This is a genomic window from Diaminobutyricibacter sp. McL0608 (assembly GCF_039613825.1).
Lineage (GTDB): Bacteria > Actinomycetota > Actinomycetes > Actinomycetales > Microbacteriaceae > Diaminobutyricibacter.
Map to the genome: position 1 here is coordinate 621,052 of NZ_CP154826.1, position 20,342 is coordinate 641,393.

22 protein-coding genes are annotated in these 20,342 nt (G+C 66.7%); 8 read left to right on the plus strand and 14 right to left on the minus strand.

Annotation, left to right across the window (positions count from 1 at the left end):
• Positions 1-20: 20 nt before the first annotated feature.
• Positions 21-512 carry a hypothetical protein gene (locus AAYO93_RS02915; RefSeq protein ID WP_345763518.1) on the minus strand — a complete coding sequence of 164 codons (492 nt, stop codon included), beginning with the start codon at positions 510-512 and terminating at the stop codon, positions 21-23.
• 100 nt (positions 513-612) lie between these two features.
• Here AAYO93_RS02915 and AAYO93_RS02920 point away from each other — a divergent pair, with 100 nt between their 5' ends.
• Positions 613-918, plus strand: a complete 306-nt coding sequence (locus tag AAYO93_RS02920) for an NIPSNAP family protein (protein ID WP_345764952.1) — start codon at positions 613-615, stop codon at positions 916-918.
• A gap of 24 nt (positions 919-942) precedes the next feature.
• On the opposite strand, the gene AAYO93_RS02925 is transcribed toward AAYO93_RS02920, so the two are convergent.
• Positions 943-1,698 carry an SDR family NAD(P)-dependent oxidoreductase gene (locus AAYO93_RS02925; protein WP_345763519.1) on the minus strand — a complete coding sequence of 252 codons (756 nt, stop codon included), beginning with the start codon at positions 1,696-1,698 and terminating at the stop codon, positions 943-945.
• Positions 1,699-1,848: 150 nt separating this feature from the next.
• Between AAYO93_RS02925 and AAYO93_RS02930 the strand changes: the two genes are divergently transcribed.
• The 5 genes from AAYO93_RS02930 to AAYO93_RS02950 all read left to right on the plus strand — a co-directional run bounded on the left by AAYO93_RS02930 (position 1,849) and on the right by AAYO93_RS02950 (position 7,888).
• Entirely contained in the window at positions 1,849-3,003 is a 1,155-nt protein-coding gene (locus tag AAYO93_RS02930; protein WP_345764953.1) for an acyl-CoA dehydrogenase family protein, read from the plus strand.
• A gap of 46 nt (positions 3,004-3,049) precedes the next feature.
• Positions 3,050-3,832 (plus strand): electron transfer flavoprotein subunit beta/FixA family protein, encoded by a 783-nt coding sequence (locus tag AAYO93_RS02935; protein ID WP_345763520.1) that lies wholly within the window; start codon positions 3,050-3,052, stop codon positions 3,830-3,832.
• A 2-nt stretch (positions 3,833-3,834) separates the two neighbouring features.
• Positions 3,835-4,821 (plus strand): electron transfer flavoprotein subunit alpha/FixB family protein, encoded by a 987-nt coding sequence (locus tag AAYO93_RS02940; RefSeq protein WP_345763521.1) that lies wholly within the window; start codon positions 3,835-3,837, stop codon positions 4,819-4,821.
• A 257-nt stretch (positions 4,822-5,078) separates the two neighbouring features.
• Positions 5,079-6,098 (plus strand): cytochrome b/b6 domain-containing protein, encoded by a 1,020-nt coding sequence (locus AAYO93_RS02945; RefSeq protein ID WP_345763522.1) that lies wholly within the window; start codon positions 5,079-5,081, stop codon positions 6,096-6,098.
• Between the two features lie 2 nt (positions 6,099-6,100).
• Positions 6,101-7,888, plus strand: a complete 1,788-nt coding sequence (locus tag AAYO93_RS02950; RefSeq protein ID WP_345763523.1) for an acyl-CoA dehydrogenase — start codon at positions 6,101-6,103, stop codon at positions 7,886-7,888.
• A gap of 8 nt (positions 7,889-7,896) precedes the next feature.
• On the opposite strand, the gene AAYO93_RS02955 is transcribed toward AAYO93_RS02950, so the two are convergent.
• On the minus strand, positions 7,897-8,103 hold the full coding sequence (locus tag AAYO93_RS02955; protein WP_345763524.1) for a hypothetical protein: 207 nt from the start codon (positions 8,101-8,103) through the stop codon (positions 7,897-7,899).
• A 214-nt stretch (positions 8,104-8,317) separates the two neighbouring features.
• Between AAYO93_RS02955 and AAYO93_RS02960 the strand changes: the two genes are divergently transcribed.
• Positions 8,318-8,521 (plus strand): fumarylacetoacetate hydrolase family protein, encoded by a 204-nt coding sequence (locus AAYO93_RS02960; protein WP_345763525.1) that lies wholly within the window; start codon positions 8,318-8,320, stop codon positions 8,519-8,521.
• A 55-nt stretch (positions 8,522-8,576) separates the two neighbouring features.
• On the opposite strand, the gene AAYO93_RS02965 is transcribed toward AAYO93_RS02960, so the two are convergent.
• From AAYO93_RS02965 to AAYO93_RS02975, 3 genes are read right to left on the minus strand one after another with little or no spacing between them, the layout of a single operon-like run.
• The gene (locus tag AAYO93_RS02965; RefSeq protein WP_345763526.1) at positions 8,577-9,524 is read right to left on the minus strand and encodes a nucleoside hydrolase; all 948 of its coding nucleotides are present in this window, start codon (positions 9,522-9,524) and stop codon (positions 8,577-8,579) included.
• A gap of 17 nt (positions 9,525-9,541) precedes the next feature.
• A complete protein-coding gene (locus AAYO93_RS02970; RefSeq protein WP_345763527.1) occupies positions 9,542-10,522 on the minus strand; it encodes an aldo/keto reductase in 981 nt (326 codons plus the stop codon).
• Positions 10,523-10,524: 2 nt separating this feature from the next.
• Entirely contained in the window at positions 10,525-11,994 is a 1,470-nt protein-coding gene (locus AAYO93_RS02975; RefSeq protein WP_345763528.1) for a hypothetical protein, read from the minus strand.
• Positions 11,995-12,059: 65 nt separating this feature from the next.
• Between AAYO93_RS02975 and AAYO93_RS02980 the strand changes: the two genes are divergently transcribed.
• The gene (locus AAYO93_RS02980; protein WP_345763529.1) at positions 12,060-12,779 is read left to right on the plus strand and encodes a TetR/AcrR family transcriptional regulator C-terminal domain-containing protein; all 720 of its coding nucleotides are present in this window, start codon (positions 12,060-12,062) and stop codon (positions 12,777-12,779) included.
• A gap of 12 nt (positions 12,780-12,791) precedes the next feature.
• Here AAYO93_RS02980 and AAYO93_RS02985 read toward each other — a convergent pair whose 3' ends face one another.
• From AAYO93_RS02985 to AAYO93_RS03020, 8 genes are all read right to left on the minus strand, one after another.
• Entirely contained in the window at positions 12,792-13,118 is a 327-nt protein-coding gene (locus tag AAYO93_RS02985) for a VIT1/CCC1 transporter family protein (RefSeq protein ID WP_345763530.1), read from the minus strand.
• Between the two features lie 258 nt (positions 13,119-13,376).
• Complete coding sequence (locus AAYO93_RS02990; protein ID WP_345763531.1) at positions 13,377-14,327, minus strand: ketopantoate reductase family protein; 951 nt, start codon at positions 14,325-14,327, stop codon at positions 13,377-13,379.
• Positions 14,324-15,193: an alpha/beta fold hydrolase gene (locus AAYO93_RS02995; protein ID WP_345763532.1), complete on the minus strand. Its 870-nt coding sequence runs from the start codon at positions 15,191-15,193 to the stop codon at positions 14,324-14,326. Before AAYO93_RS02995 ends, AAYO93_RS02990 begins: the two co-directional genes overlap by 4 nt.
• Positions 15,190-16,905 (minus strand): DUF885 domain-containing protein, encoded by a 1,716-nt coding sequence (locus AAYO93_RS03000; protein WP_345763533.1) that lies wholly within the window; start codon positions 16,903-16,905, stop codon positions 15,190-15,192. Before AAYO93_RS03000 ends, AAYO93_RS02995 begins: the two co-directional genes overlap by 4 nt.
• A 32-nt stretch (positions 16,906-16,937) precedes the next feature.
• On the minus strand, positions 16,938-17,666 hold the full coding sequence (locus AAYO93_RS03005) for an SDR family NAD(P)-dependent oxidoreductase (protein WP_345763534.1): 729 nt from the start codon (positions 17,664-17,666) through the stop codon (positions 16,938-16,940).
• Positions 17,659-18,537 carry a MurR/RpiR family transcriptional regulator gene (locus tag AAYO93_RS03010; RefSeq protein WP_345763535.1) on the minus strand — a complete coding sequence of 293 codons (879 nt, stop codon included), beginning with the start codon at positions 18,535-18,537 and terminating at the stop codon, positions 17,659-17,661. The genes AAYO93_RS03005 and AAYO93_RS03010 overlap by 8 nt, the downstream gene beginning before the upstream one ends.
• 40 nt (positions 18,538-18,577) lie before the next feature.
• Positions 18,578-19,498 (minus strand): isoaspartyl peptidase/L-asparaginase family protein, encoded by a 921-nt coding sequence (locus AAYO93_RS03015; protein WP_345763536.1) that lies wholly within the window; start codon positions 19,496-19,498, stop codon positions 18,578-18,580.
• On the minus strand, positions 19,498-20,334 hold the full coding sequence (locus tag AAYO93_RS03020; RefSeq protein WP_345763537.1) for a M55 family metallopeptidase: 837 nt from the start codon (positions 20,332-20,334) through the stop codon (positions 19,498-19,500). The genes AAYO93_RS03015 and AAYO93_RS03020 overlap by 1 nt, the downstream gene beginning before the upstream one ends.
• Positions 20,335-20,342 lie beyond the last annotated feature (8 nt).

The following is a 20,342-nucleotide window of genomic DNA, read 5'->3' on the forward strand; positions in this document are numbered from 1 at the left end:
GACGATCGCGCAGATCCGCGCTATTCGACGGCCGGGCCGCGTCGCGACGGAAGGTCGTCGAGGACGGATTCGAAGAAGTCCTCGATGTCGCGCCTCCGCGAAGGGTCATCAACGTCACGCGTCGACAGTTCGAGGTCGAGGTCGGGATAGGCGATCCGGAAGGTCAGCGGCTCGGATGCTGCGCCAGGCTGCGGCACGGTAGTCACCGGAGTGGATGTGATCGTGAGCTTGACGAGACTGCGTCGATCGACGAAGTCGACGGAGGGCACCGATTGCTCGGTATCGTTCGCGACAAGGATCAGCTCGGATTCTGTGAACACCCAGAGGCTGAACGCTGCTGAATCGGGTTTGGCGCGAACGTGGATGAATCGGGGATCGCTGTCGCCCAGCGCGAGCACCAGTGCAGAAAGTGCGCGATGAGCAATCGGCGGCGATTGAGCCCAGATCGGCAACGCGCCCCACAGTTCGCCACTCGCGCGCTGGAGCAGTGATTCGATCTCGTGAACCTGCATGGGCATCCTTCAGTTGGCTGACTTCGATGGTAGCGGCCGGGAGTCCGCGGACTCTGTCAAGATGAGTCAGCGACCACCGGCCGACGAGAGAGAACCGATCGTGATCACCGTGCACCTCCGTTATGAGATCGATGACGCCAAGCTCGACGACTTCACCGAGTACGGGAAGCGCTGGATCCGGCTGGTCGAGAGGCTCGGTGGCACGCACCACGGTTACTTCATGCCGAGCGAGGGCGACAGCGACGAAGCGTTCGCGCTCTTCACGTTCCCATCGCTTGCCGAATACGAGCGCTACCGTACGGCGGCGGCCACGGATCCCGAGTGCCAGGCGGCCTTCCAGTTCGCCCGCGACACCGGCTGTATCCGGCGCTACGAGCGGCGCTTCCTCACGCCGGTCTTCGAGTAGGAGATCCCTCGGGACCGTCGGCTCCTATTGGGCGGTGTAGCCCCCATCGACGAGGTGGTAGCTCCCGGTGATGAAGGAAGCAGCGTCCGACGCCAGGAACGCGACCAGCGCAGCCACCTCATCCGGATCGCCCAGCCGCCCGAGCGGGTGTTTGCCGACGAGGAACTGCTGAGTCGCAGCGTCCAGACTGGCGTCGATCAGGGGTGTGTGAATGAATCCCGGCCCGACAGCGGTCACTCGCACACGCCTGTCAGCGTATTCGAGAGCAGCGTTCTGCGTCAGGCCGAGAAGCGCGTGCTTCGCGCTGACGTAGGCCGAGGACGAGGCGAAACCGACTGAACCGAGGATCGACGCCATGTTCACAACGGCCCCGCCCCCGTTCTCCGCGATCGAGGGCAGCTGATACTTCAGGCCGTAGAAGACCGAATTCAGGTTGACCTCGATGACCTTGCGCCAACTCTCCAGGGAGTAATCCCCGATGATGGCGGCCTCGCCTCCGATACCGGCGTTGTTGACAGCGATGCGGAGGGGAGCGAGAGCGTTCGCTGCGTCGACGCACGCGCGAGCGAATGCCGGATCGGTGACATCACCGATCATCGAGTCGGCGACTCCGCCCGCCGCGGTGATTTCGTCGACGACGGATGCGGCGCCTTTCTCGTTGAGGTCTGTGACCAGCAACTCCGTGCCGTTCGCCGCCAGAAGCAGGGCGACGGCTCGACCGATGCCGGATCCGGCGCCGGTCACGATAGCCGAACGTCCTGCCACGTCGTAGGTAGCCATGGTGTACCTCCCTTTCTGAATGAATTGGACTCACTCCAGTTCACACTGAACGGCGCCGGCGCGAAAGTGGCTAAGGTCCTGACGTCGTAGCATGGAACGCACACACAGGGTGTTACTTCTCAACGAAGCGGGGTACTGGTGACGATCGATCTGACCACCTATGGATTGAACGAGGAGCACGTCGAACTCGCGAACATGGTGCGCGAATTCGCCGACGAGGTGGTCGCGCCGGTCGCCTATGAGGCCGATCGGACGAAGACGCTCCCGCTCGACATCGTCGCGCAGATGGGCGACCTCGGCTTGTTCGGTCTGCCTTTCGCCGAGCAGTACGGCGGTCAGGGCGGCGACTACCTTGCTCTCTGCCTGGCCATCGAGGCGCTCGGTCGCGTCGATCAGTCGATCGCCATCACGCTCGAGGCCGGTGTGAGCCTCGGCGCGATGCCGATCTACCGGTTCGGCACCGAGGAGCAGAAGCAGGAATATCTGCCGTCGTTGCTCTCGGGCAAGGCGCTGGGCGGCTTCGGTCTGACGGAGCCGGAAGCCGGTTCCGATGCAGGGGCGACCCGCACGACCGCCGTCCTCGACGGCGATGAATGGGTCGTCAACGGATCGAAGCAGTTCATCACCAACTCCGGGACGGCGATCACGCGCTTCGTCACTGTCACGGCGGTGACGGGTCAGCGGGAGGGCGGCGGCAAGGAGATCTCGACGATCATCGTGCCCAGCGGCACCCCGGGTTTCACGGTCGAGCCGGCGTACGACAAGGTCGGTTGGCATGCGTCGGACACGCATCCACTGACGTTCGTCGACGCGCGCGTGCCTGCCTCCAACCTGCTCGGCGAGCGAGGCCGGGGCTTCGCGGCCTTTTTGCACATCCTCGACGAGGGCCGCATCGCCATCGCGGCGTTGTCGACCGGAGCTGCGGAAGGATGTCTTGAAGCGGCCGTGGACTATGCCAAGAAGCGGACGGTTTTCGGCGAGCCTCTGTCGAGCCGGCAGGGGATCCAGTTCCTTCTCGCCCGCATGCAGGCCAGGGTGCACACGGCCCGGCTCGCGTGGCTGCAGGCAGCACGCCTCAGGGATGCCGGCCTGCCGTTCAAGACGGAGGCGGCGATCGCCAAGCTCGCCGCCAGCGACGCAGCAATGGACAATGCGCGGGATGCCACGCAGGTGTTCGGGGGAAACGGCTTCATGAACGAGTACCCCGTCGCGCGCCACTTCCGGGATTCCAAGATCCTCGAGATTGGCGAGGGCACCACCGAGGTCCAGCTTCTCGTGATCGCACGGGCTCTGGGCGTCGCATGACCTCCGGCCGGACGAGAGTCGATCATTCTTCCGGCGGGCGGCACCAGTGAGAATCGTGGTGCTGGTCAAGGAGGTCCCCGACACCTACGGAGATCGTCAGCTGAACCTGGAGACGGGTCTGGCCGATCGCGAGGCGTCGGACCGGGTTCTGGATGAGATCGGCGAGCGTGCGCTCGAAGTCGCGTTGTCTCACGTCGACGCGCATCCGGAGACGGAGGTCGTCGTCGTATCGATGGCGTCCGAAGCGGCATCGGCCACGCTCCGCAAGGGCCTGACGATGGGCGCCACGAGCGTCCTGCAGGTGGTCGACGAGCAGCTCGCCGGTGCGGACGTCGGCGTGACTGCTCGCGTGCTGGCCGCGGCCGTGCGCCGTGTCGGCTTCGATCTCGTGATCACCGGCAACATGTCGACCGACGGGGCCGGGGGAGTGCTTCCCGCGATGCTCGCCGAGCACCTGGGAGTCGCAGCGGTGACGGCTCTGTCGACAGTCGTCCTCTCCGACGACGCGGTCTCCGGGACGCGGACGACCGATCATGGTTCCGCCACGGTCTCGGCGCCGCTGCCCGCCGTCGTGTCGATCACCGAGGCGCTGCCGAATGCCCGCTTCCCTAATTTCAAGGGGATCATGGCGGCCAAGAAGAAGCCGTTCGAGACCGTGACGCTCGCCGATCTCGGCGTCGGGGTCGATCCGACTGCGGTTCCGCAGTCGATCATGACGGCGGTGGAGGCGAAGCCGCCGCGAGGGGCCGGCATCACGATCGAGGACGACGGGAACGCCGGCGAGCGACTGGCCGCGTTCCTCATCGAGAACCGGCTGGTGGAAGGGTGACGATGGCGGAGTTCACTCCGGATGCGGTCCTGGTTTTGTTGGAGACTACGCCGGCGGGAGAGCTGGCGTCATCGTGCGCCGGCCTGTTGGGCGCAGCCGCAGCGATCGGCACGCCTGTCGCCCTGCTGGTGGCGGATGAGCCGCGGCACGACGCGCTCGCCGCAGCTGCCGGGAGGCTGGGTGCGGCATCGGTGCTCGTGCATCACGGCGATGAGGCGACCGAGCTGATCGCGCCGGCGGTCGATGCCTTGGATGCGGCTTTCGAACTGGTGCGGCCCACCGCTGTCCTGCTCCCGAATTCCGTCGACGGGCGTGACGTCGCGGGAGGGTTCGCGGCAAGGCGCTCGCTCGCGGTGGCTGCGGACGCCGTCGGCCTGGGTCGCGACGAAGAGGGCGTGATCGTGCGCCACTCCGTCTATGGCGGCGCGTACAACGTGACCTCTGCATCCACCTTCGGGCCGCTCGTCATCACGATGCGACAGGGCGCCACCGAGGAGCGTGCCCGAGAAGTCGCTGCCCCGGCCGTGTCGCGCCTGTCGGTCACGCCCTCCGGAACGCGTGCGGCGACGATCGAGTCGTTCGAAGAGGCGACGGGCGCCTCGAGTCGACCGGAGCTGCGCGGTGCGGCGAAGGTCGTAGCGGGTGGGCGCGGCCTGGGTTCGGCGGAGAATTTTGCCCTGGTGGAACAGTTGGCCGATGTGCTTGGCGCGGCGGTGGGAGCGTCGCGTGCCGCGGTGGATGCCGGCTATGTCCCGTATTCGTATCAGGTGGGGCAGACGGGGGTCTCGGTGTCGCCCCGGCTGTATGTGGCTCTGGGTATTTCGGGAGCGATTCAGCACAGAGCGGGGATGCAGACGGCGAAGACGATCATTGCGGTGAACAAGGATGCGAATGCGCCGATCTTCGCGATCGCGGATTTCGGCGTGGTGGGCGATGTCTTCACGGTGGTTCCTCAGCTGATCGCTGCGCTCAAGGCGAAGAAGGGGTAGCGGGTGACGACCGACTCGCGTGCCGTGCGCCGCGGGCTTCCCCGGGTGCCAGGCGATCCACCCTGGCCGCTGATCGCTACTCCGGTGGCGGCCGATCCCCCTTACCTCCCGTCGAGACGGCCAGTGCCGCGTCACCTCCCGTCGAGACGGCCAGCGCCGCGTCACCTCCCGTCGAGACGGCCGCCGCCGCGCCTGGGCTGCGCCGGGGGCTGCCGCGGGCGACGGTCAGCGAACCACCGCCACCCCTCGTCCCGGTCGTGGTCGCTCAAGCCGAACCGGCCGCGGGGCCTGCGGCAGAGCCCGCGGCAGAGCCCGCGGCAGCGCCGGCGCGTCCGGTCGTGCGTCCCGCCGAGCCGCGGCGCTTCGGGCCTTACACCGGAATCCAGCTGGTGGGAGTGGTGGCGGTGAGCGTCGCCGGTCTCGTCCTGATCGCGGCGATCCTAGTCGCGGTGGCCCAGCTCCTGGTGTCGCTGCCGTCCGTACAGGACTTTCTTGCGACCTACCCGGGCGCGAATCCGCTCCCTGCCGAGGCTCCCGTCGGTCTTCCGGCCTGGCTGGGCTGGCAGCACTTCCTCAACACGTTCTTCCTCGTCCTCATCGTCCGCTCCGGCCTGCAGGTGAGACGGGAGAAGAGACCCGGCGTGTTCTGGTCGCGTCGCAGCTCACGGCGCCGGATCAGCCTGACGCTGTGGTTCCACCAATCGCTGGACATCCTCTGGATCGTGAACGGAATCGTGTTCCTGGTCCTGCTGTTCGTTACGGGGCAGTGGATGCGCATCATTCCGACCTCGTGGGCCGTGTTCCCCAACGCGGTGTCCGCAACGCTGCAGTACGTCTCCCTGGACTGGCCGACCGAGAACGGCTGGGTCAACTACAACGCCCTCCAGCAGCTCGCGTACTTCACCGTGGTGTTCGTGGCAGCGCCGCTTGCGATCATCACCGGAGTGCGGATGAGCGGCGTGTGGCCGAAACGAGCAGCGACCCTGAACCGGCTCTACCCCGTGGAGTGGGCGCGCAAGGTGCACTTCCCCGTGATGGTCTTCTTCGTGGCGTTCGTCGTCGTGCACGTGGCGCTGGTGTTCGCCACCGGCGCGCTACGCAACCTGAACCACATGTATGCCGCCCTCGGCTCGACCGATCCCGCGGCGTACTCGCACAACTGGATCGGATTCTGGATCTTCGTCGCCTCGCTCGTGGTCATCGGCGCTGGCTGGGCCGCCGCCCGTCCTCTGGTCCTTGCTCCCATCGCGAGGCTGTTCGGAAAGGTCAGTCGATAACCATGAACCGCACCGAGTCGAAGATCCTGGATCCGAACGATCTCGAGTTCGTCCTGTACGACTGGCTGAAGGTGGACGAGCTCACCTCGCTCCCGCGCTATGCCGAGCACAGCCGCGAGACCTTCGATGAGGTCATCGACCTCACACGCAGGATCGCGGAAGAGTACTTCCAGCCGCACAGCCGGACCTCGGACCTCGACGAGCCGCACTTGGTCGACGGAGCGGTGCGGATCGTCGAAGACGTCAAGACCGCGCTCGACGCCTTCGCCGGGGCCGGCCTGATCAGCGCGACGATGGACGAGCAGGTCGGCGGGTTCCAGCTGCCCCACGTGGTCTATCGGGCTGCGTCGATGTGGCTGCAGGCCGCGAACATCGGCACCTCCGCGTATCCCTTGCTGACGACGGCGGCCGCCAACCTCATCCGCGCCTACGCGGATCCCGAACTGGTCGAGCGGTATCTCCCGCCGATGGCGGACGGGCGTTGGTTCGGCACCATGAACCTCTCGGAGCCCGGTGTCGGTTCATCGCTGGGCGACCTCGACACCGTGGCTCAGCGTCAGGAGGACGGAACCTACCGGCTCCGCGGGGAGAAGATGTGGATCTCGGGCGGAGACCACGAGCTCAGCGAGAACATCGTCCATCTCGTGCTCGCACGCACCGGCGGGGCGGGGACGAGAGGTCTTTCCCTTCTCATCGTGCCGAAATGGCTGGGTGAGCCGGGGGCGCTCACGCAGCGCAACGACGTCTCGCTCGTCGGCCTGAATCACAAGATGGGCTTTCGCGGGACGGTCAACACCGCCCTGTCCTACGGATCGGGCGCCTACCCGGTCGGGGATGGCAGCGGCGCCGTCGGCTACCTCATCGGGGAGGAAGGCCACGGTCTGGCCTACATGTTCCACATGATGAACGAGGCGCGGCTCGCGGTCGGTGCATCGGCTGCCGCGCTCGCCGTGACCGGATACCTGCACGCTCGTGAATACGCGAGGGGCCGGGTTCAAGGCCGTGATCTTGCCGCGAAGGATCCGTCGCTTCCGCCGGTTCCGATCATCCGGCATCCGGATGTGCGTCGGATGCTGCTGGAGTCGAAGGCCTACGCCGAAGGCTCGGTCGCGCTCGTGCTGTATACGACGCGGCTTCTCGATCTGGCGCAGACCAGCGCGGACAGCTCGGCGCGCGCGAACGCCGATCTCCTCGTGGATGTGCTCACTCCCATCGCCAAGAGCTGGCCGTCACAATGGGGGGTGGAGGCCGATGACCTCGCCATCCAGATCCACGGCGGTAGCGGGTATGTGCGCGACTTCCCGGTCGAACAGTTCTATCGCGACAACCGGCTCAACGACATTCACGAGGGGACTCACGGCATCCACGCGCTCGATCTGCTGGGCCGCAAAGTGCGGCTCGCTGACGGCGCCGGGCTCGCCCTGCTGGTGGACGCGATGACGGATACGGCGCGTCGGGCGGATGCGCTGGGAAGCGATCTCGCGCCCCTGCTCGCGGTTCGCGTCGCGCGGCTCGTGGACGTCACTCGTGCGTTGTGGGCCGACGGCGACCCTGTGAGCGCGCTGGCCAATGCGAGCGAGTATCTCGACGCCGCGGGCGATCTGGTCGTCGCGTGGCTCCTGCTCGACCAGGTGCTGGCTGTTCAGGGCAGGACGGATCAGTTCGCCGAAGGCAAGCGGCTCACGACCCGATTCTTCTTCCTGCACGTGCTGCCGCGGGTCGACGCGCAACTCGATCTGCTCGCTTCGGGCGACCGGATGCTCGCCGACCTCGACGAATCCCTTATTTAGAGCTGTGCTCAGGGCGTTCGGCGCCGGCGGCTCCGAGCGACGGCTATCCCGATCAGCACCAGGCCGACCACGAGGATGATCGGACCCACGACGGCCCAGAAGGAGGATCCGCTCATCGCCGACCCGGGCAGAACGTTGAACCCCTGCAGAGTCCACACCAACCCGGCTCCGCTCAGGATCACCCCGGGCACGAGAAAGGGCCAGATGCGCTTCACACGTCACAGCCTACGTCTGTGGTCACTCTGATCAGAAGACGAGCACGGTGGAAACCTGAACTGATTGGCCTGTGATGCACCTCATCCGCTACACCGATCCCGTCGGCGGCACCGCGACGCTGGCCGTGACTGATGACGACCCGATCGGGATCCGGGAGGATTCATCCTTCCCGAGGGCGACGTCCTCTGGCGTGCCGAGGGCAGCACGTCACGGATGCGCCGGACGTTCGACGAATTGGTCGGCTGGGTGTTCCGAGGTCAGGAGCGCGCGGATGGCGTTGTGCTCTCCACCGGGACGATGCTGGTGCCCGACCTCGAGACGACCCTCGAGGACGGAGATGTCGTCGTCATCGAGATCGATGGAGTGGGAGCGATGAGCAACGTCGTCCAGCGTGCAGTGGCGTCTCTCACGGCATAGACCCGTCCGCGTGTCGCGAGTCGTTCGCGCGCGAGGTGGAGCGCGACGCCGCGCGCTACGTTGCGCCCAATGCTGCTGAAAGCGTCGCCGCGTATCGTTCTGGGTCGGCCTGCAGCGCCACCAGAGCGTTCGGGGACTCGGGTGACCACGGCCGGTCGTCGACGACCAGTTCGCCGACGGAGCGGGTGCCGTGCGTCTCGACGTGAGCGGAGCGTCGTGCTGATGAGGTGATCACGGCCGGGTCGATGAGGTATGCGATGCAGAGCGCGTCGTGCACGGGAGTCCCCTCGGTCTCGGAAGGAAGCTGGGTTCGGATGCGATGGCGCACGAACGAGCTCGTTGCGAGTGCAGAGGGCGTGCCGATTCCGTCGAAAGCGTCGCAGTGCCTGAGCGTGATCGGGGCGGAATGCGTGGCCTCGAGCGGCACGATGGTCACGTCGGGAATACCGGCGCTCAGCACTGCTTCGGCGGCTTCGGGGTCGGCCCAGAAGTTGAATTCGGCAGCCGCCGTCACGTTGCCACCCCGGACAGCGCCGCCCATCACAATGAGTCTCGGGATGCGGGAAATGATCCGCGGATCGGCCGCAATCACTGCGGCGAGGTTCGTGAGCGGGCCGGTGGCGACGAGAACGAGGTCCGACCCACGTTCACTCAGATACGTGTCGATGAGAAAGTCCACCGCGGACTCGCTGCGCTGCACCGTCCTGGCAACCGGCAGGTCGAGTTCGAACACCTGGAACTCAGGGTTGCCGGCGTTGAGCACGTCACGTGGAATCGGAAAGTCCGGCCTCGTCAGGGGTCGGTCCATTCCGGCGAACACAGGCACGTCGGCGCCGACGTGATCCAGTACGCGGAGTGTGTTGTCCGTGGTGTTCTCCAGGGGCACGTTGCCGTTGACCGTCGTGACGGCCACGAGTTCGAGCAGGGGGTGCCCCACGGCCGTCATGATCGCGATCGCGTCATCGGTGCCCGTGTCGCAGTCGAGGATGAGTCGGGTTGTCACAAAACCTCCGGACCTGATCAGTCATGCCCCAGTACCGGGTGCGGTCGGTACTGGGCTTCGAGCTGCTCGCATTCGGCGACGTCGAGCTCGAGGTCCACAGCGGCGATGGCATCAGCGATATGCGCCGGCTTCGTGGCGCCGACGAGCGGCGCCGTGATTCCGTCCTGATTCATGACCCACGCGAGAGCCACCTGAGCCGGTGGGACTCCACGCGATTCGGCCACGGCGTTCACGGCGTCGACAACGTCGAAGTCGTCGTCGGTGTAGGTCGCGTCGGCAAGTGGATCGGATGCTCCACGGCTGGTCCCTCCGCGCTCGGCCCGTGAGCGGGACCCTGTGAGCATCCCCCGTGCGAGAGGGCTGTACGGCAGAACGCCGACGCCCTCGGCTTTGCAGAGCGGGATCATCTCGCGTTCCTCTTCCCGGTAGAGGAGGTTGTAATGGTTCTGCATCGAAGTGAATTGGGCGAGTCCGGTGTGGCGGGCCGTGTACTGCATTCGGGCGAACTGCCAGGCGAACATGCTGGACGCACCGAGGTATCTCGCTTTGCCCGAGCGAACGATGTCGTTCAGCGCATCCAATGTTTCCTCGATCGGCACCGCCGGATCGAAGCGGTGGATCTGAAACAGGTCGACATGGTCGACGCCCAGTCGTTTCAGGGAGCCGTCGATGGCGGAGAGAAGGTGTTTGCGCGACAACCCACCCGCGTTCGGGCCGTCTCCCATGGGGAAGTACGCCTTGGTCGCGAGCACATAATCATCGCGATCGGCGAAGAATTCGGCGAGGAGTCTCCCGGTGACCCGTTCGCTCTCGCCCAGGTCGTACATGTCGGCTGTGTCGAACAGGGTGACGCCCGCCTCGACTGCCGTGCGCACCAGGGGACGTGCCTGGTCGGCATCCAGGTGCCAGGGCCGACGGCTGGTGTCGCCGTAGCTCATCATCCCCAGGCCGAGTCGCGAGACGACCAGGCCGCTCGAGCCGAGTCGGGAGTATCGCATCGTCAGCGCCCCCGTTCGGTCACGAAGATCGGGGTCGCGGTCAGTTCGAGCCGGAGCCGTCTGGTTTCGCCGTCCCAGTCCGCAGCGGCGGCGCTCCCGAACACGTCGACTGCGTCGGGTTCGTCGAACGGCCACTCGATTCGCATCGGTATCGTCGGCTGTGATTCGTCGAGCGGGTCGTCCTGCTCGGCCCACGCGACGAGCCCCCAACTGTCGTCACCTCTGGTGACCCGATAGACGTGCGCTGCCGCATCCTGTTCCAACGCGATCCGTTCCACGGATGTCGCACCCCCGAGTCTGGTGGCCATCAGTCGGTGGGTGAGCCCTTCCGGACGCGTCTCGGCGATGCGCCCGTCGCGGTAGTCCATCAGTGCGAGCGTGCCGAACATCAGGTCCATGATGTTCAGTGGATCCGAGTATCCGCCGATCTCCGGCGCCAGGCTCCAGCAGACGAGGGTGTCGATGTCCGTCGACAGGATCAGCACGGCACGCTGTACGAGTTGCCGGCACGCGATGCGATCGCGCAACGCGTCCAGGTCAGCCGGCGGATCGTGCATGAACATCCGAAGCGCTGCCGGAAGCGAGTCGGGGTCTGCGTACAGCCCCCGCAGGGCGATGCGGTCGGGACTGTCAGCAGTCACCTGTTCGGCGAGCCGGTCGAGGCTCATCGAAGTGCCTTCCGCGTGGTTCGCCGGTTCCAGGGCACCCGCGAAGGCGGCCGCCATCGTGGCTTCCAGAACAGCGATCGCCTGCGGGAACTCGAACACTGTCGGACCGTTGTATTCGCCGACGATGATGCGACGCTCGCAGCGATGTCGTCTCATCAGGCCGCGCACCCAGGCCACATTCTCCGGGATCGCATAAGGGTCGCCGTAGAGGTTGAGCGCGAAAGTGTCGAAGTGCTCGCCGTGATCGCGAAGCAACGTCTCGTACACAGCGCGCGCCGGGCTGTCGGGCGGGCCCGACAGGGCGTCGTAACCGCAGCCGGCGAGCACAACGTGCGCTCGCGGGTCGGATCGGCGGACCGCCCGAGCAAAATGCTTCAGCTGGTGGCCGTATTCCTCGGCCGTTCCTGCCCAGAGGATTCCCGTGTTGCTCACCTCGTTGTTGCACTGCCAGTAGGCGATTCGACCGGCCGCCCGCTGTACGAGCGCTGCGACGAAGCTCTCATAGGCGGTGTCGTCCACGGCGGGGGACTGCGGCTGGAAGTCGGTCGGCTGTCGCGTTCCCCACGGTGAACTGGAACACACCGTGACCCAGATGCCCATCTGCGCCGGGACCTGATCCAGGAGCGCATCGACGATTCGCCAGTCGTATTCACCCGGTCTCGGTTCGATCTGCGACCAGTAGAGGTATACCCGAACGAGCTCCGCGCCCAGGCCGGCGGCCTGCGGCGCGAACTCGTCGGGTGGGCCGAACAGCCCGAAGGAGATGCCTCGGACCAGGCCGAACATCGCCGGTTGTCTCGTCATCGTTGTTTCCCTCCACGTGGCGTGTTTACGTTATAAACTGACAGTTTCTAACATAAACTGGATGCATGTCAACCGATGCGCTCGAAACGATCTGGCTTGCCCGTGAGGAGAACCCGTCGCGCGCGCCGCTGAGTCGTGACGAGATCGTGTCGGCTGCGATACGGGTCGCCGATCACGCGGGCGCGTCCGGCCTGACGATGTCGGCGGTCGCGAAAGACCTCGGCGACTTCAGTGCGATGGCGCTCTACCGTCATGTGCTGAGCAAAGACGGGCTCATCGATCTCATGCTCGACCGGGCGATCGGCGAGGTCGCCCTGCCCCCGCACGAGTCGCCTGCGGGCTGGCAGTCGGCCCTGCGCACGCTCGCGCTCGAGACCTGGTCGATGGCTCGCCGGCACCCCTGGTATGCACAGCTGGTTCAGACCAGGCCCCCGTTGGGGCCGAACACGATGAGGCGCACGGAATACGCTCTGCGCATCCTTGTCGGAGCGGGTCTCGATGTGGATGAATCGCTCAGCTCACTCGAGCTGGTGGACCTTCACGTGTTCGCACGCGCGAATGCGGCCGCCCAGCAGGAGCGGATGGCCGCCCTCAACGGCGTCGAGCGGACGGATGACTTCGTCGACACGGTCAAGCGACTCTCCCAGACCCTGGCGCCGGCGGAGGAGTATCCGCTGCTCGCCCAGTGGATGCAGTCGCCGACCATCCGCTCCGAGCAGGAGCAGTTGGAGCGCGCCGTCGACTACCTCCTGGCCGGCATCGCGGGTCGCATCCCTGCCCGCTGAAACCGCGGCACGTCAGAAGACGAGCCTTCCGACCAGGAAGCTGACGACCAGGGTGCCGACGCCAACGGTGAGTGTGCGTACGATCATCCGCCACGCGGCTGTTCCACCTGATCGCGCAACGATGATCGAGGTGAGCGTCAACGAGACGACGACTGCCAGCAGGATCGCCCAGGCTTCGACGGAGCCGGGCACCAGCACCGTGATGATGAGGGGGATCGCGGCGCCCGCGATGAAAGCGATCCCTGCCCCGGTTCCGCCCAATGCCGGCGCTGAGCGCGACATGATCTCCACGATTCCGTGCTCGGACTCGAGCTGGGCCGCCAATGCGTCACCTGCCATCAGCTGTTCGGCGACCTCGCGCCCGCGCCGGCGAAACCCTCGAGAACGCCGGCCGCCGCAACGATCCCGTCGTTCGCATCGACCATCCACGATCGCAACGCTGTCGGGTCTGAGACTGCGAGGCGAAGCCGCTGAAGAAACGTGGGCACGCGCCATATTCCCATCTGGCGGGGCAGACATTCGCAGAGCCATGCCGCGCGCGTGCAAAGGCCCCGGGATCTCGCGCGATCCCGGGGCCGTGACGCCGTTCGCTATTGCTCAGCCGCGAGCGGCGACGAACTCCGCGAGCTCATCGAGATTGGCGACCTCGCACACACGCTTGCCGTCTTCGATGTCGTGGATGATGTCCCCGACCTTGCGGAAGATCGGCCCGCTGACGTCGCGGAGCATCTCGTCGATCTCGGTCTTGCGTTTGCGCACTGTGAGGTCACGGTAGATACCGCTGTGGCTCTTCGCGCTGCGCCGGTTGAAGGCGGCCAGCCGGTCGAGCGACCCCTCGAGGTCGTCGGGCACGAACCCGTCGAAGCTCTCGACCCGCACGGGCGCCTGGGCGAGCACTTCCGAGGCGATCGCGATCATGACCGGCCGGTACGTCGGGTGCTCGAGAGACTCGGCGATGGACAGGTCGGAGACGGCGCCGGCCCAGAGCATCGAGCCGTAGGCCTCTTTTCCCCAGAGGTAGCCGAGCACGTTGTCCGTGGCCTCGGCATACGGCAGCGCATCCGCCAGTTCCTGCACGCGCGGCGTGATCGTGCCGCCCGCGAGCTCGCCGACGCGGAACGTGGCGATGTTGCCCTGCATGATGCGACCAGGGCCCATGACGTCTGCACCGAAGTTGACGAAGCTGGACACCACGCGGTGAGCCCCGAGGGCTTCGGTGAGGATGTCGGCGGTGAGGCCGTTCTGCACGGTGAGCACGTAGCCGTCCGGCGCGAGCCTCGGGGCGAGCAGGTCGGCCACCGAGCGCGTGTGGTGGCTTTTGACGGCGACGATGGCGCGATCGATCACGTCGGGCAACTCGTGGGGGAGTATCGCGGGGACGCGCACGGTCACGGCATTCACCGGGCCCTCGATCGAGAGCCCGATCGCGTTGATGGCGGCGACGTGGGCTTCGTCCGCGTCGCACAGGGTGACGTCGTGGCCGTCGAGTGTCATGAGAGCGCCGAGCGTTCCACCGATCGCGCCGGCGCCGATGATGTAGAGCTTCATCGAACGGCCTCCGCCTGGGTGTCGGCGTGGGCGGGAACCGCACGGTCGACGAAGTCGCGGATCACGCGCTGGAACTCCTCGGCCTCTTCGACCTGCGGCGAGTGGCCGGACTTCTCGAACACGACGAGCTCCGCGCCCGGGATCAGCCGGGCGATCGTCTCGGCTGAGCTCACCGGCGTGACCCAGTCCTTGCGGCCGACCGTGACCAGCGTCGGCACGGTCACCGACGGCAGCGCGGGCGTGACGTCGTACGTCGGCCAGTTCTGCTGGAAGCACCAGTTGTGCGATTCGTGACGGTAGATTCCCGCCTCGACCCGCGCGGCCGACGTGGCTTCGTCGTACTCGAAATCGTAGAGCGGGATGAGCTCCGCCCAGCACGCCTTCAGGTCGGCGTCGTCGCGGATCTCGCCGCCCCAGTACCGGTTGAAGTTGTCCCAATTGATCTCGACGCGATCCTGGTTGCGTGCGTTCTCGAAGGCGAGCGCCAGGTTGCTTCCGTCGGGGGAGGTGTCGCGCAGGATGATCGCCGACACGTGCTCCGGATACGTGACCGCGTACTCGAGGGCGATGAAACCGCCGTACGACCCTCCTGCGATGACGACCTTATCGACGTCGGCCCAGACGCGGATCGCGTCGACGTCGGCGGCCCACTGCTCGTGGGAGTAGGGCGGGATGCCCTCGCTCAGCCCGCAGCCGCGCGCGTCGAAGACGATCACGCGGAAACGGTCGGCCAGCGGACCGAAGGTCGCCCGCGGTTCCGCGAGCGATCCGATCCCTCCGCCGCCGTGGTGGGCGATCAGCACCGGACCGTCTTCGGGTCCGAATACTTCGACGTTGAGCCTGCAACCGTTGATCGTGACGTTCATCTGTGACTTCCTTCGAGGGTTTCGCTCTGCCAGCGTTGGACGTTCTGGGCGAGCACGGACAAGGGGACTGCGCCGTTTTCGAGCACGACGCCATGGAAACCGGATGGGGTGAAGCGGTCGCCGAGAGCTGCTTGCGCGGTCGACCGCAGGCGGCCGATCTCCTGCCGCCCGATCATGTAGGCGAGAGCCTGGCCCGGCCAGGCGATGTAACGGTCGACTTCGTTGCGCACGTTCGCCCGGGTGGTGACGGTGTTCTCCCACATGAAGTCCATCGCGCGTTCGCGCGACCATCCGTAGTAGTGGATGCCCGTGTCGATGACGAGACGGCAGGCGCGCAGCGCGGAGAACGACAGCATCCCCAGCCGCTGCAGGTCGTCGGAGTAGAGGCCCATCTCGTCCGCGAGCTGCTCGGCGTAGAGGCCCCACCCCTCGATGAACCCGCACAGCTCGGTGTCGAGGTAGCGGCGGTAGCGCGGGATGTCGAGCGTCTGCGCCGTCGCCAGCTGCAGGTGATGGCCCGGCGTCGATTCGTGGAAGGCGAGCGCCTCGTATTCGTAGGAGTAGCGGCTCGACGGGTCGGTCGTCAGCAGGCAGTGCGCGCCCGGGCGGCTGCCGTCCGCCGCGGGCGGCCGGTAATAGGCGAGGGCTGCGTGTTCGGCGTCGATCGGGTTGATCTCCTCGATGACGCAGTCGGCGATCCTGAAATCGGGGAAATAGTCGCCGCGGGCCGCCTCTGCACGTGCGAGCGCGCTCTCGGCGACGGTGATGATCTGTTCCCGCGACTCGAACCGGAGCGCAGGGTCGTCGCGCAGGCGATCGCTGATCTCGGTGAAGTCGCTGGTTCCGAGAGCGCTGGAACCGAGGGCGCTCCATCGTCCGCGAAGCTCCTCGAGCACGTCGAGTCCGAGCTGGTGGATCGCGGGCGCACTCAGGTCGGTCGTCGTGTGACGGCGCACGGCGTCGGTGTAGATCTCCTCACCGCCCGGGACGTTACTGATGCCGACGTGAGCGTTGTCGCGTGCTCCCTCTCTCAGCTGGTTGCGCATCCGGCCGGCCAACTCGATCATCGCGGGGCGGATCTCGTCGCGCACGATCCGTTCGGCACGCTCGTACGACTCCCGGGCCGCCTCACTGCGCGCGGGCTTCAGGAGCACGTCGTCGTCGATCGGCAGCGCCGCGTAGCCCTCGAGTTGCTGAACGGCGTGGTCGATACCGTTCGCCGTGCTGATCCGGCCGCGAGCCGCCTCGCTGAGGTAACGGTCGCCGAGTCCGGTCAGCGAGCCGGCCACCCCGGAGAGCCTGCTGAGGTAGCGGTCGGCTCCGTCGGCGTCGGTGATGGTCATCGCGGGCACGGCCTGGAAGATCAGTGCCTGCCTGCTCACATAGCTCTTCGCGGATGCGTTCGCCGCCCACTGGGAGTGGTGCGCATCCCGCTCGGCGCCCCAGGTGAGGGCGGACAGCACGTCGCGGTCGACGCGCTCGGTGTCGCTGAGGTCGCTTGCGTCGACCTTCTCCAGGTCGGCTGCGATCTCCCGGAAATCGGCGGCCGCCCTGTCGCCTGCCTCGGCCGACGGGTCGTTTGTCAGGTGGTCGAAGACCTGGATGCCGAGCAGGGTCGCGCTGTACGGATCGAACGTGTGCTGTGTGGTGAAATAGCGCTCGCCGAGTGCGGCGAGAGCCTCAGACGCGGCTGTCGGGCGCGCGTTATCCATGATGATTCCTAACGAGTGAGCAGGGGAGGGGATCAGAAGAGGGAGTGGCCGCCGTCGATGGACAGGACCTGCCCACTGACCCAGCCGGCCTGGGGCGACGCGAAGAAGCGGACGCCGCGGGCGATGTCGGACGGTTCGCCGACGCGACGCACCGAGATCTTCTCCACCAGGGCCTGCTGGCCCTCCGGGCCGTAGCTGTCCCATTGCGCGCGCGAGCTCGGGTTGGAGAGGACGAAACCGGGAGCGATCGCGTTGACGGTGATCCCGAACGGGCCGAGCTCGTGAGCGAGCTGCCGGGTGAGGCCGATCTGAGCGGCCTTCGAGGTCGTGTACGCCTGGATGCCGGTCAGGCTGACGCTGCGCCCGGCGCCGGACGAGATGGTCACGATGCGTCCGAAGCCCGACTCCTTCATGCGGCCCGCGGCGGCGCGTGAGCAGTTGAACATGGTCTGGAGATTGGCGTCGAGCACCGCGTGCCAGGCGTCGTCCGTTAGTTCGTCGAGCGGGGTGTGGGTCTGGCCGACGACGCCTCCCGCACTGTTGACGAGGATGTCCACGCGGGGGAGCGAACGGAAGAAGTCGGCCGCCTCGGCCGAGTTCGAGAGGTCGACGGTGTCGCGGTCCACACCGATCACGGTGGCGCCGGCAGAACCGAGCTCGGCGGCGATGGCCTGCCCGATGCCCTGGGCGGTGCCGGTGACGACCGCCGTGAGTCCGTCGAACTCCAGAGTTTCGGGGCTGTTGGTCTTCTCGCTACTCATCTTCTCCATCCGAGTGTTCGCTCGCGCGGAATGCGCGATGAATGTGCACGTTCTCCTCCCACTGGCGCATGCGCGCGATCGCGGGTTCGCCCACCTCATGGAAGACGCCCTCGACGAGCGCCTCGACGAGCACGATCAGGCCTGCGAAGGAGTCGAACGGGATGCCGTCGACCGCGATCGGCAGAACGATGTCTGCGTGCTCGGCGCTGGGAGACAGGAATTCGTCGGTGATGAGGATCACCGTTGCGCCCTGGTCGCGGGCGAGCTGCACCACTTGCTTGCTCGCCAGTTCGTAGCGGCGGAGGTCGAAGACGATCGCCACCGAGTCCTTGCGCAGGGCGAGGTACTTGCCGATGTCCCGGCTGAGCGGATCAGCCGAGAACAGGACGCCGGGAATCAGCTGGTCGAGTTGACCTGCCACCATCTCGGCGACCAGTCGGGAGAAGTAGCCGCCCGAGATCATCACGGAACGGGGCCGATCGGCCAGCGCCTTCACGGCGCGGTCGAACTCGGCAGGCGGAACTGTCGCCTGGAGCCGGGCAACCAGGTCTGCCCGTTGTGCGACCGAACGCTGGAAGACGCTCTCCTGCCTTCCCGGCCCGGGGATCTGCTGCGCCCGCTGAACCGGGGAGTTGATCTGGTTGGAGACGTCAGCGCGCAGTCGTGCCTGGAATTCGGCGTAGCTGCTGATGCCCATCCGCGACACGAGACGCAGTACGGTCGGCGTGCTCGTGCCCGCCGTGCGCGCCAGCGAGGCGGCGCTCGCGAGCCCCGCACTCGGGTAGTCGGCGAGCAACGCACGTGCGGCCTTGCGCTCAGCAGGGCTGAGCTGGTCCATCTTGGCGAAGATCTCGTCTTTGATCGGCATCATCCGTCTCTCCTCTGAGCTACTTGCGAACGTCGTCACAGTATTACGTGAGGGTGACAAGTCCCGTCTCGGATCGGTAGGCGGCGAACATGGCAGGCGAATTGTGCGCGACAACGAGACGGCCGTCAGCGCCGACGGCGATGATGCCGCCGATCGCGCCGCGGCTGTCGAGCTCGCCTTCGATCGTGGACGCCACCGCGGTCGCGAGCGGTGCGCCGCCGTAACGCATGCGGGCGAAGATGTCGTGGGCGACGACGCCCTCGATGAACGACTCGCCCTGCCCGGTGCACGAGACGGCGACGACACCGTCGCGCGCGTAGGTGCCTGCGCCGACGACGGGGGTGTCCCCGACCCGCCCGTCGCTCTGGTTGACCATCCCGCCGGTCGAGGTCGCGGCGGCGACCGCGCCGGAGCGGTCGACGGCGACAGCGCCGACGGTTCCATGACGAGAGCCTTCGAGGAGGCGCGCCTGCACGTTCGCGAGCTGGCGCTGGCGTGCATCCGTCACGAAGTACTCCGGCCGCACCCGCTCCAGCCCCCACGAGTCGACGAGTTCGTCGCTCGGCGTCACCAGGAGCACATGCTCGGACTCTTCGAGTACCGCGCGGGCCACATCCACCGGGTTCTTGGCCGAACGGGAGACCGCGACTGCGCCGGCCTTGCCCTCGCCTGTCATCACGCACGCGTCGAGTTCTGCAGACCCGGTAGCGGTCAGGGCGGCGCCGCGGCCCGCGTTGAACAGGGGGTTGTCCTCGAGCCGACGCACTGTCTCGCACACCGCATCGAGCGCGCTACCGCCGGCGGAGAGGATGGCCGCCCCGGCTTCGTAGGCCAGTCGGAGGCCGTGCTCGTAGAGTCCACTCGCCTCGAGGGAGAGCTCTTCGACGCGCCCGCCCGCTCCACCGTGCAGGACGAGGGTGAAGCCCTCGTCATTCGGCGCGACATCGATGATGTTGGTAGCCATCAGCGTCCACCTGCCTGACGGGTGATGTAGTTCACCGCGACAAACGATTCGAACAGCTGCAGGAGGTTGTCTCCTTCGATGCGCACGGCGCGTTCAGCAGTGCGCTCGGCACCCCGTGCCCAGGTGGCGACCTCGGCCATGTCCCCGGTCTGGAATTCGAGATCGAGAGTCGTGGGCGCCTGGATGCCCGTGCCGCGAACGCTTCCGGCCGCGACAGCGCGCATGGCGCGCTCGGCACCGGCGCGGATCAGCGTGCACGACTCTGCGGGGTGCAGGTTCTTCGCGCTGAACCGGGAGATGGACTCCTTGGTCGTGACCATGACGGCATCCGGTGCGAACGGCCTCGTCTCGTCCTGGACGACCGCGTCGCCCGAGAGGAACGCGATGGGCACGCCGAAGTGCTCGGCGACGAGTGCGTTGATGCCGCTCTCGCCGACCTCGATGCCGTTGACGGCTGCCCGGGTGAAGACCTCGGGGTTGTAGGTGTGGGAGAGCGTCGACGGGCGGCCCGAGATCGAGCCGTGGTAGCCGACGAAGAAGATCGCGTCGAACGTGTCGTCGAGACCCTGCATCATGTAGCGCGGCTTGTGCCTGCCCGAGATGTACTGCGCATTGCCGGCGATTCGGCGCGGGTCGAGGTTGGCCATCCGGCTGTGCGAATCGTTGAGGACGACCTCGGTCGCACCGCCGGCGATGGCGCCCTCGATCGCGGCGTTGACCTCGTCCTGCAGCAGCGCGCAGCCCAGCGCGTACGACGGTCCGCTGTCCGGACGGCACTGGTCCCAGTCGACGATGCCGGCGACGCCTTCCATGTCGAACGAAATCCAGACCTTCATTGCACTCT

Bases quoted from the DNA above. Each gene is read 5' to 3' on its own strand.
- AAYO93_RS02915 (WP_345763518.1), bottom strand. From the start codon at position 512: ATGCAGGTTCACGAGATCGAATCACTGCTCCAGCGCGCGAGTGGCGAA.
- AAYO93_RS02925 (WP_345763519.1), bottom strand. From the start codon at position 1,698: ATGGCTACCTACGACGTGGCAGGACGTTCGGCTATCGTGACCGGCGCC.
- AAYO93_RS02940 (WP_345763521.1), top strand. From the start codon at position 3,835: ATGGCGGAGTTCACTCCGGATGCGGTCCTGGTTTTGTTGGAGACTACG.
- AAYO93_RS02950 (WP_345763523.1), top strand. From the start codon at position 6,101: ATGAACCGCACCGAGTCGAAGATCCTGGATCCGAACGATCTCGAGTTC.
- AAYO93_RS02960 (WP_345763525.1), top strand. From the start codon at position 8,318: ATGCGCCGGACGTTCGACGAATTGGTCGGCTGGGTGTTCCGAGGTCAG.
- AAYO93_RS02970 (WP_345763527.1), bottom strand. From the start codon at position 10,522: ATGCGATACTCCCGACTCGGCTCGAGCGGCCTGGTCGTCTCGCGACTC.
- AAYO93_RS02975 (WP_345763528.1), bottom strand. From the start codon at position 11,994: ATGACGAGACAACCGGCGATGTTCGGCCTGGTCCGAGGCATCTCCTTC.
- AAYO93_RS02980 (WP_345763529.1), top strand. From the start codon at position 12,060: ATGTCAACCGATGCGCTCGAAACGATCTGGCTTGCCCGTGAGGAGAAC.
- AAYO93_RS02985 (WP_345763530.1), bottom strand. From the start codon at position 13,118: ATGGCAGGTGACGCATTGGCGGCCCAGCTCGAGTCCGAGCACGGAATC.
- AAYO93_RS02990 (WP_345763531.1), bottom strand. From the start codon at position 14,327: ATGAAGCTCTACATCATCGGCGCCGGCGCGATCGGTGGAACGCTCGGC.
- AAYO93_RS02995 (WP_345763532.1), bottom strand. From the start codon at position 15,193: ATGAACGTCACGATCAACGGTTGCAGGCTCAACGTCGAAGTATTCGGA.
- AAYO93_RS03000 (WP_345763533.1), bottom strand. From the start codon at position 16,905: ATGGATAACGCGCGCCCGACAGCCGCGTCTGAGGCTCTCGCCGCACTC.
- AAYO93_RS03005 (WP_345763534.1), bottom strand. From the start codon at position 17,666: ATGAGTAGCGAGAAGACCAACAGCCCCGAAACTCTGGAGTTCGACGGA.
- AAYO93_RS03010 (WP_345763535.1), bottom strand. From the start codon at position 18,537: ATGATGCCGATCAAAGACGAGATCTTCGCCAAGATGGACCAGCTCAGC.
- AAYO93_RS03015 (WP_345763536.1), bottom strand. From the start codon at position 19,498: ATGGCTACCAACATCATCGATGTCGCGCCGAATGACGAGGGCTTCACC.
- AAYO93_RS03020 (WP_345763537.1), bottom strand. From the start codon at position 20,334: ATGAAGGTCTGGATTTCGTTCGACATGGAAGGCGTCGCCGGCATCGTC.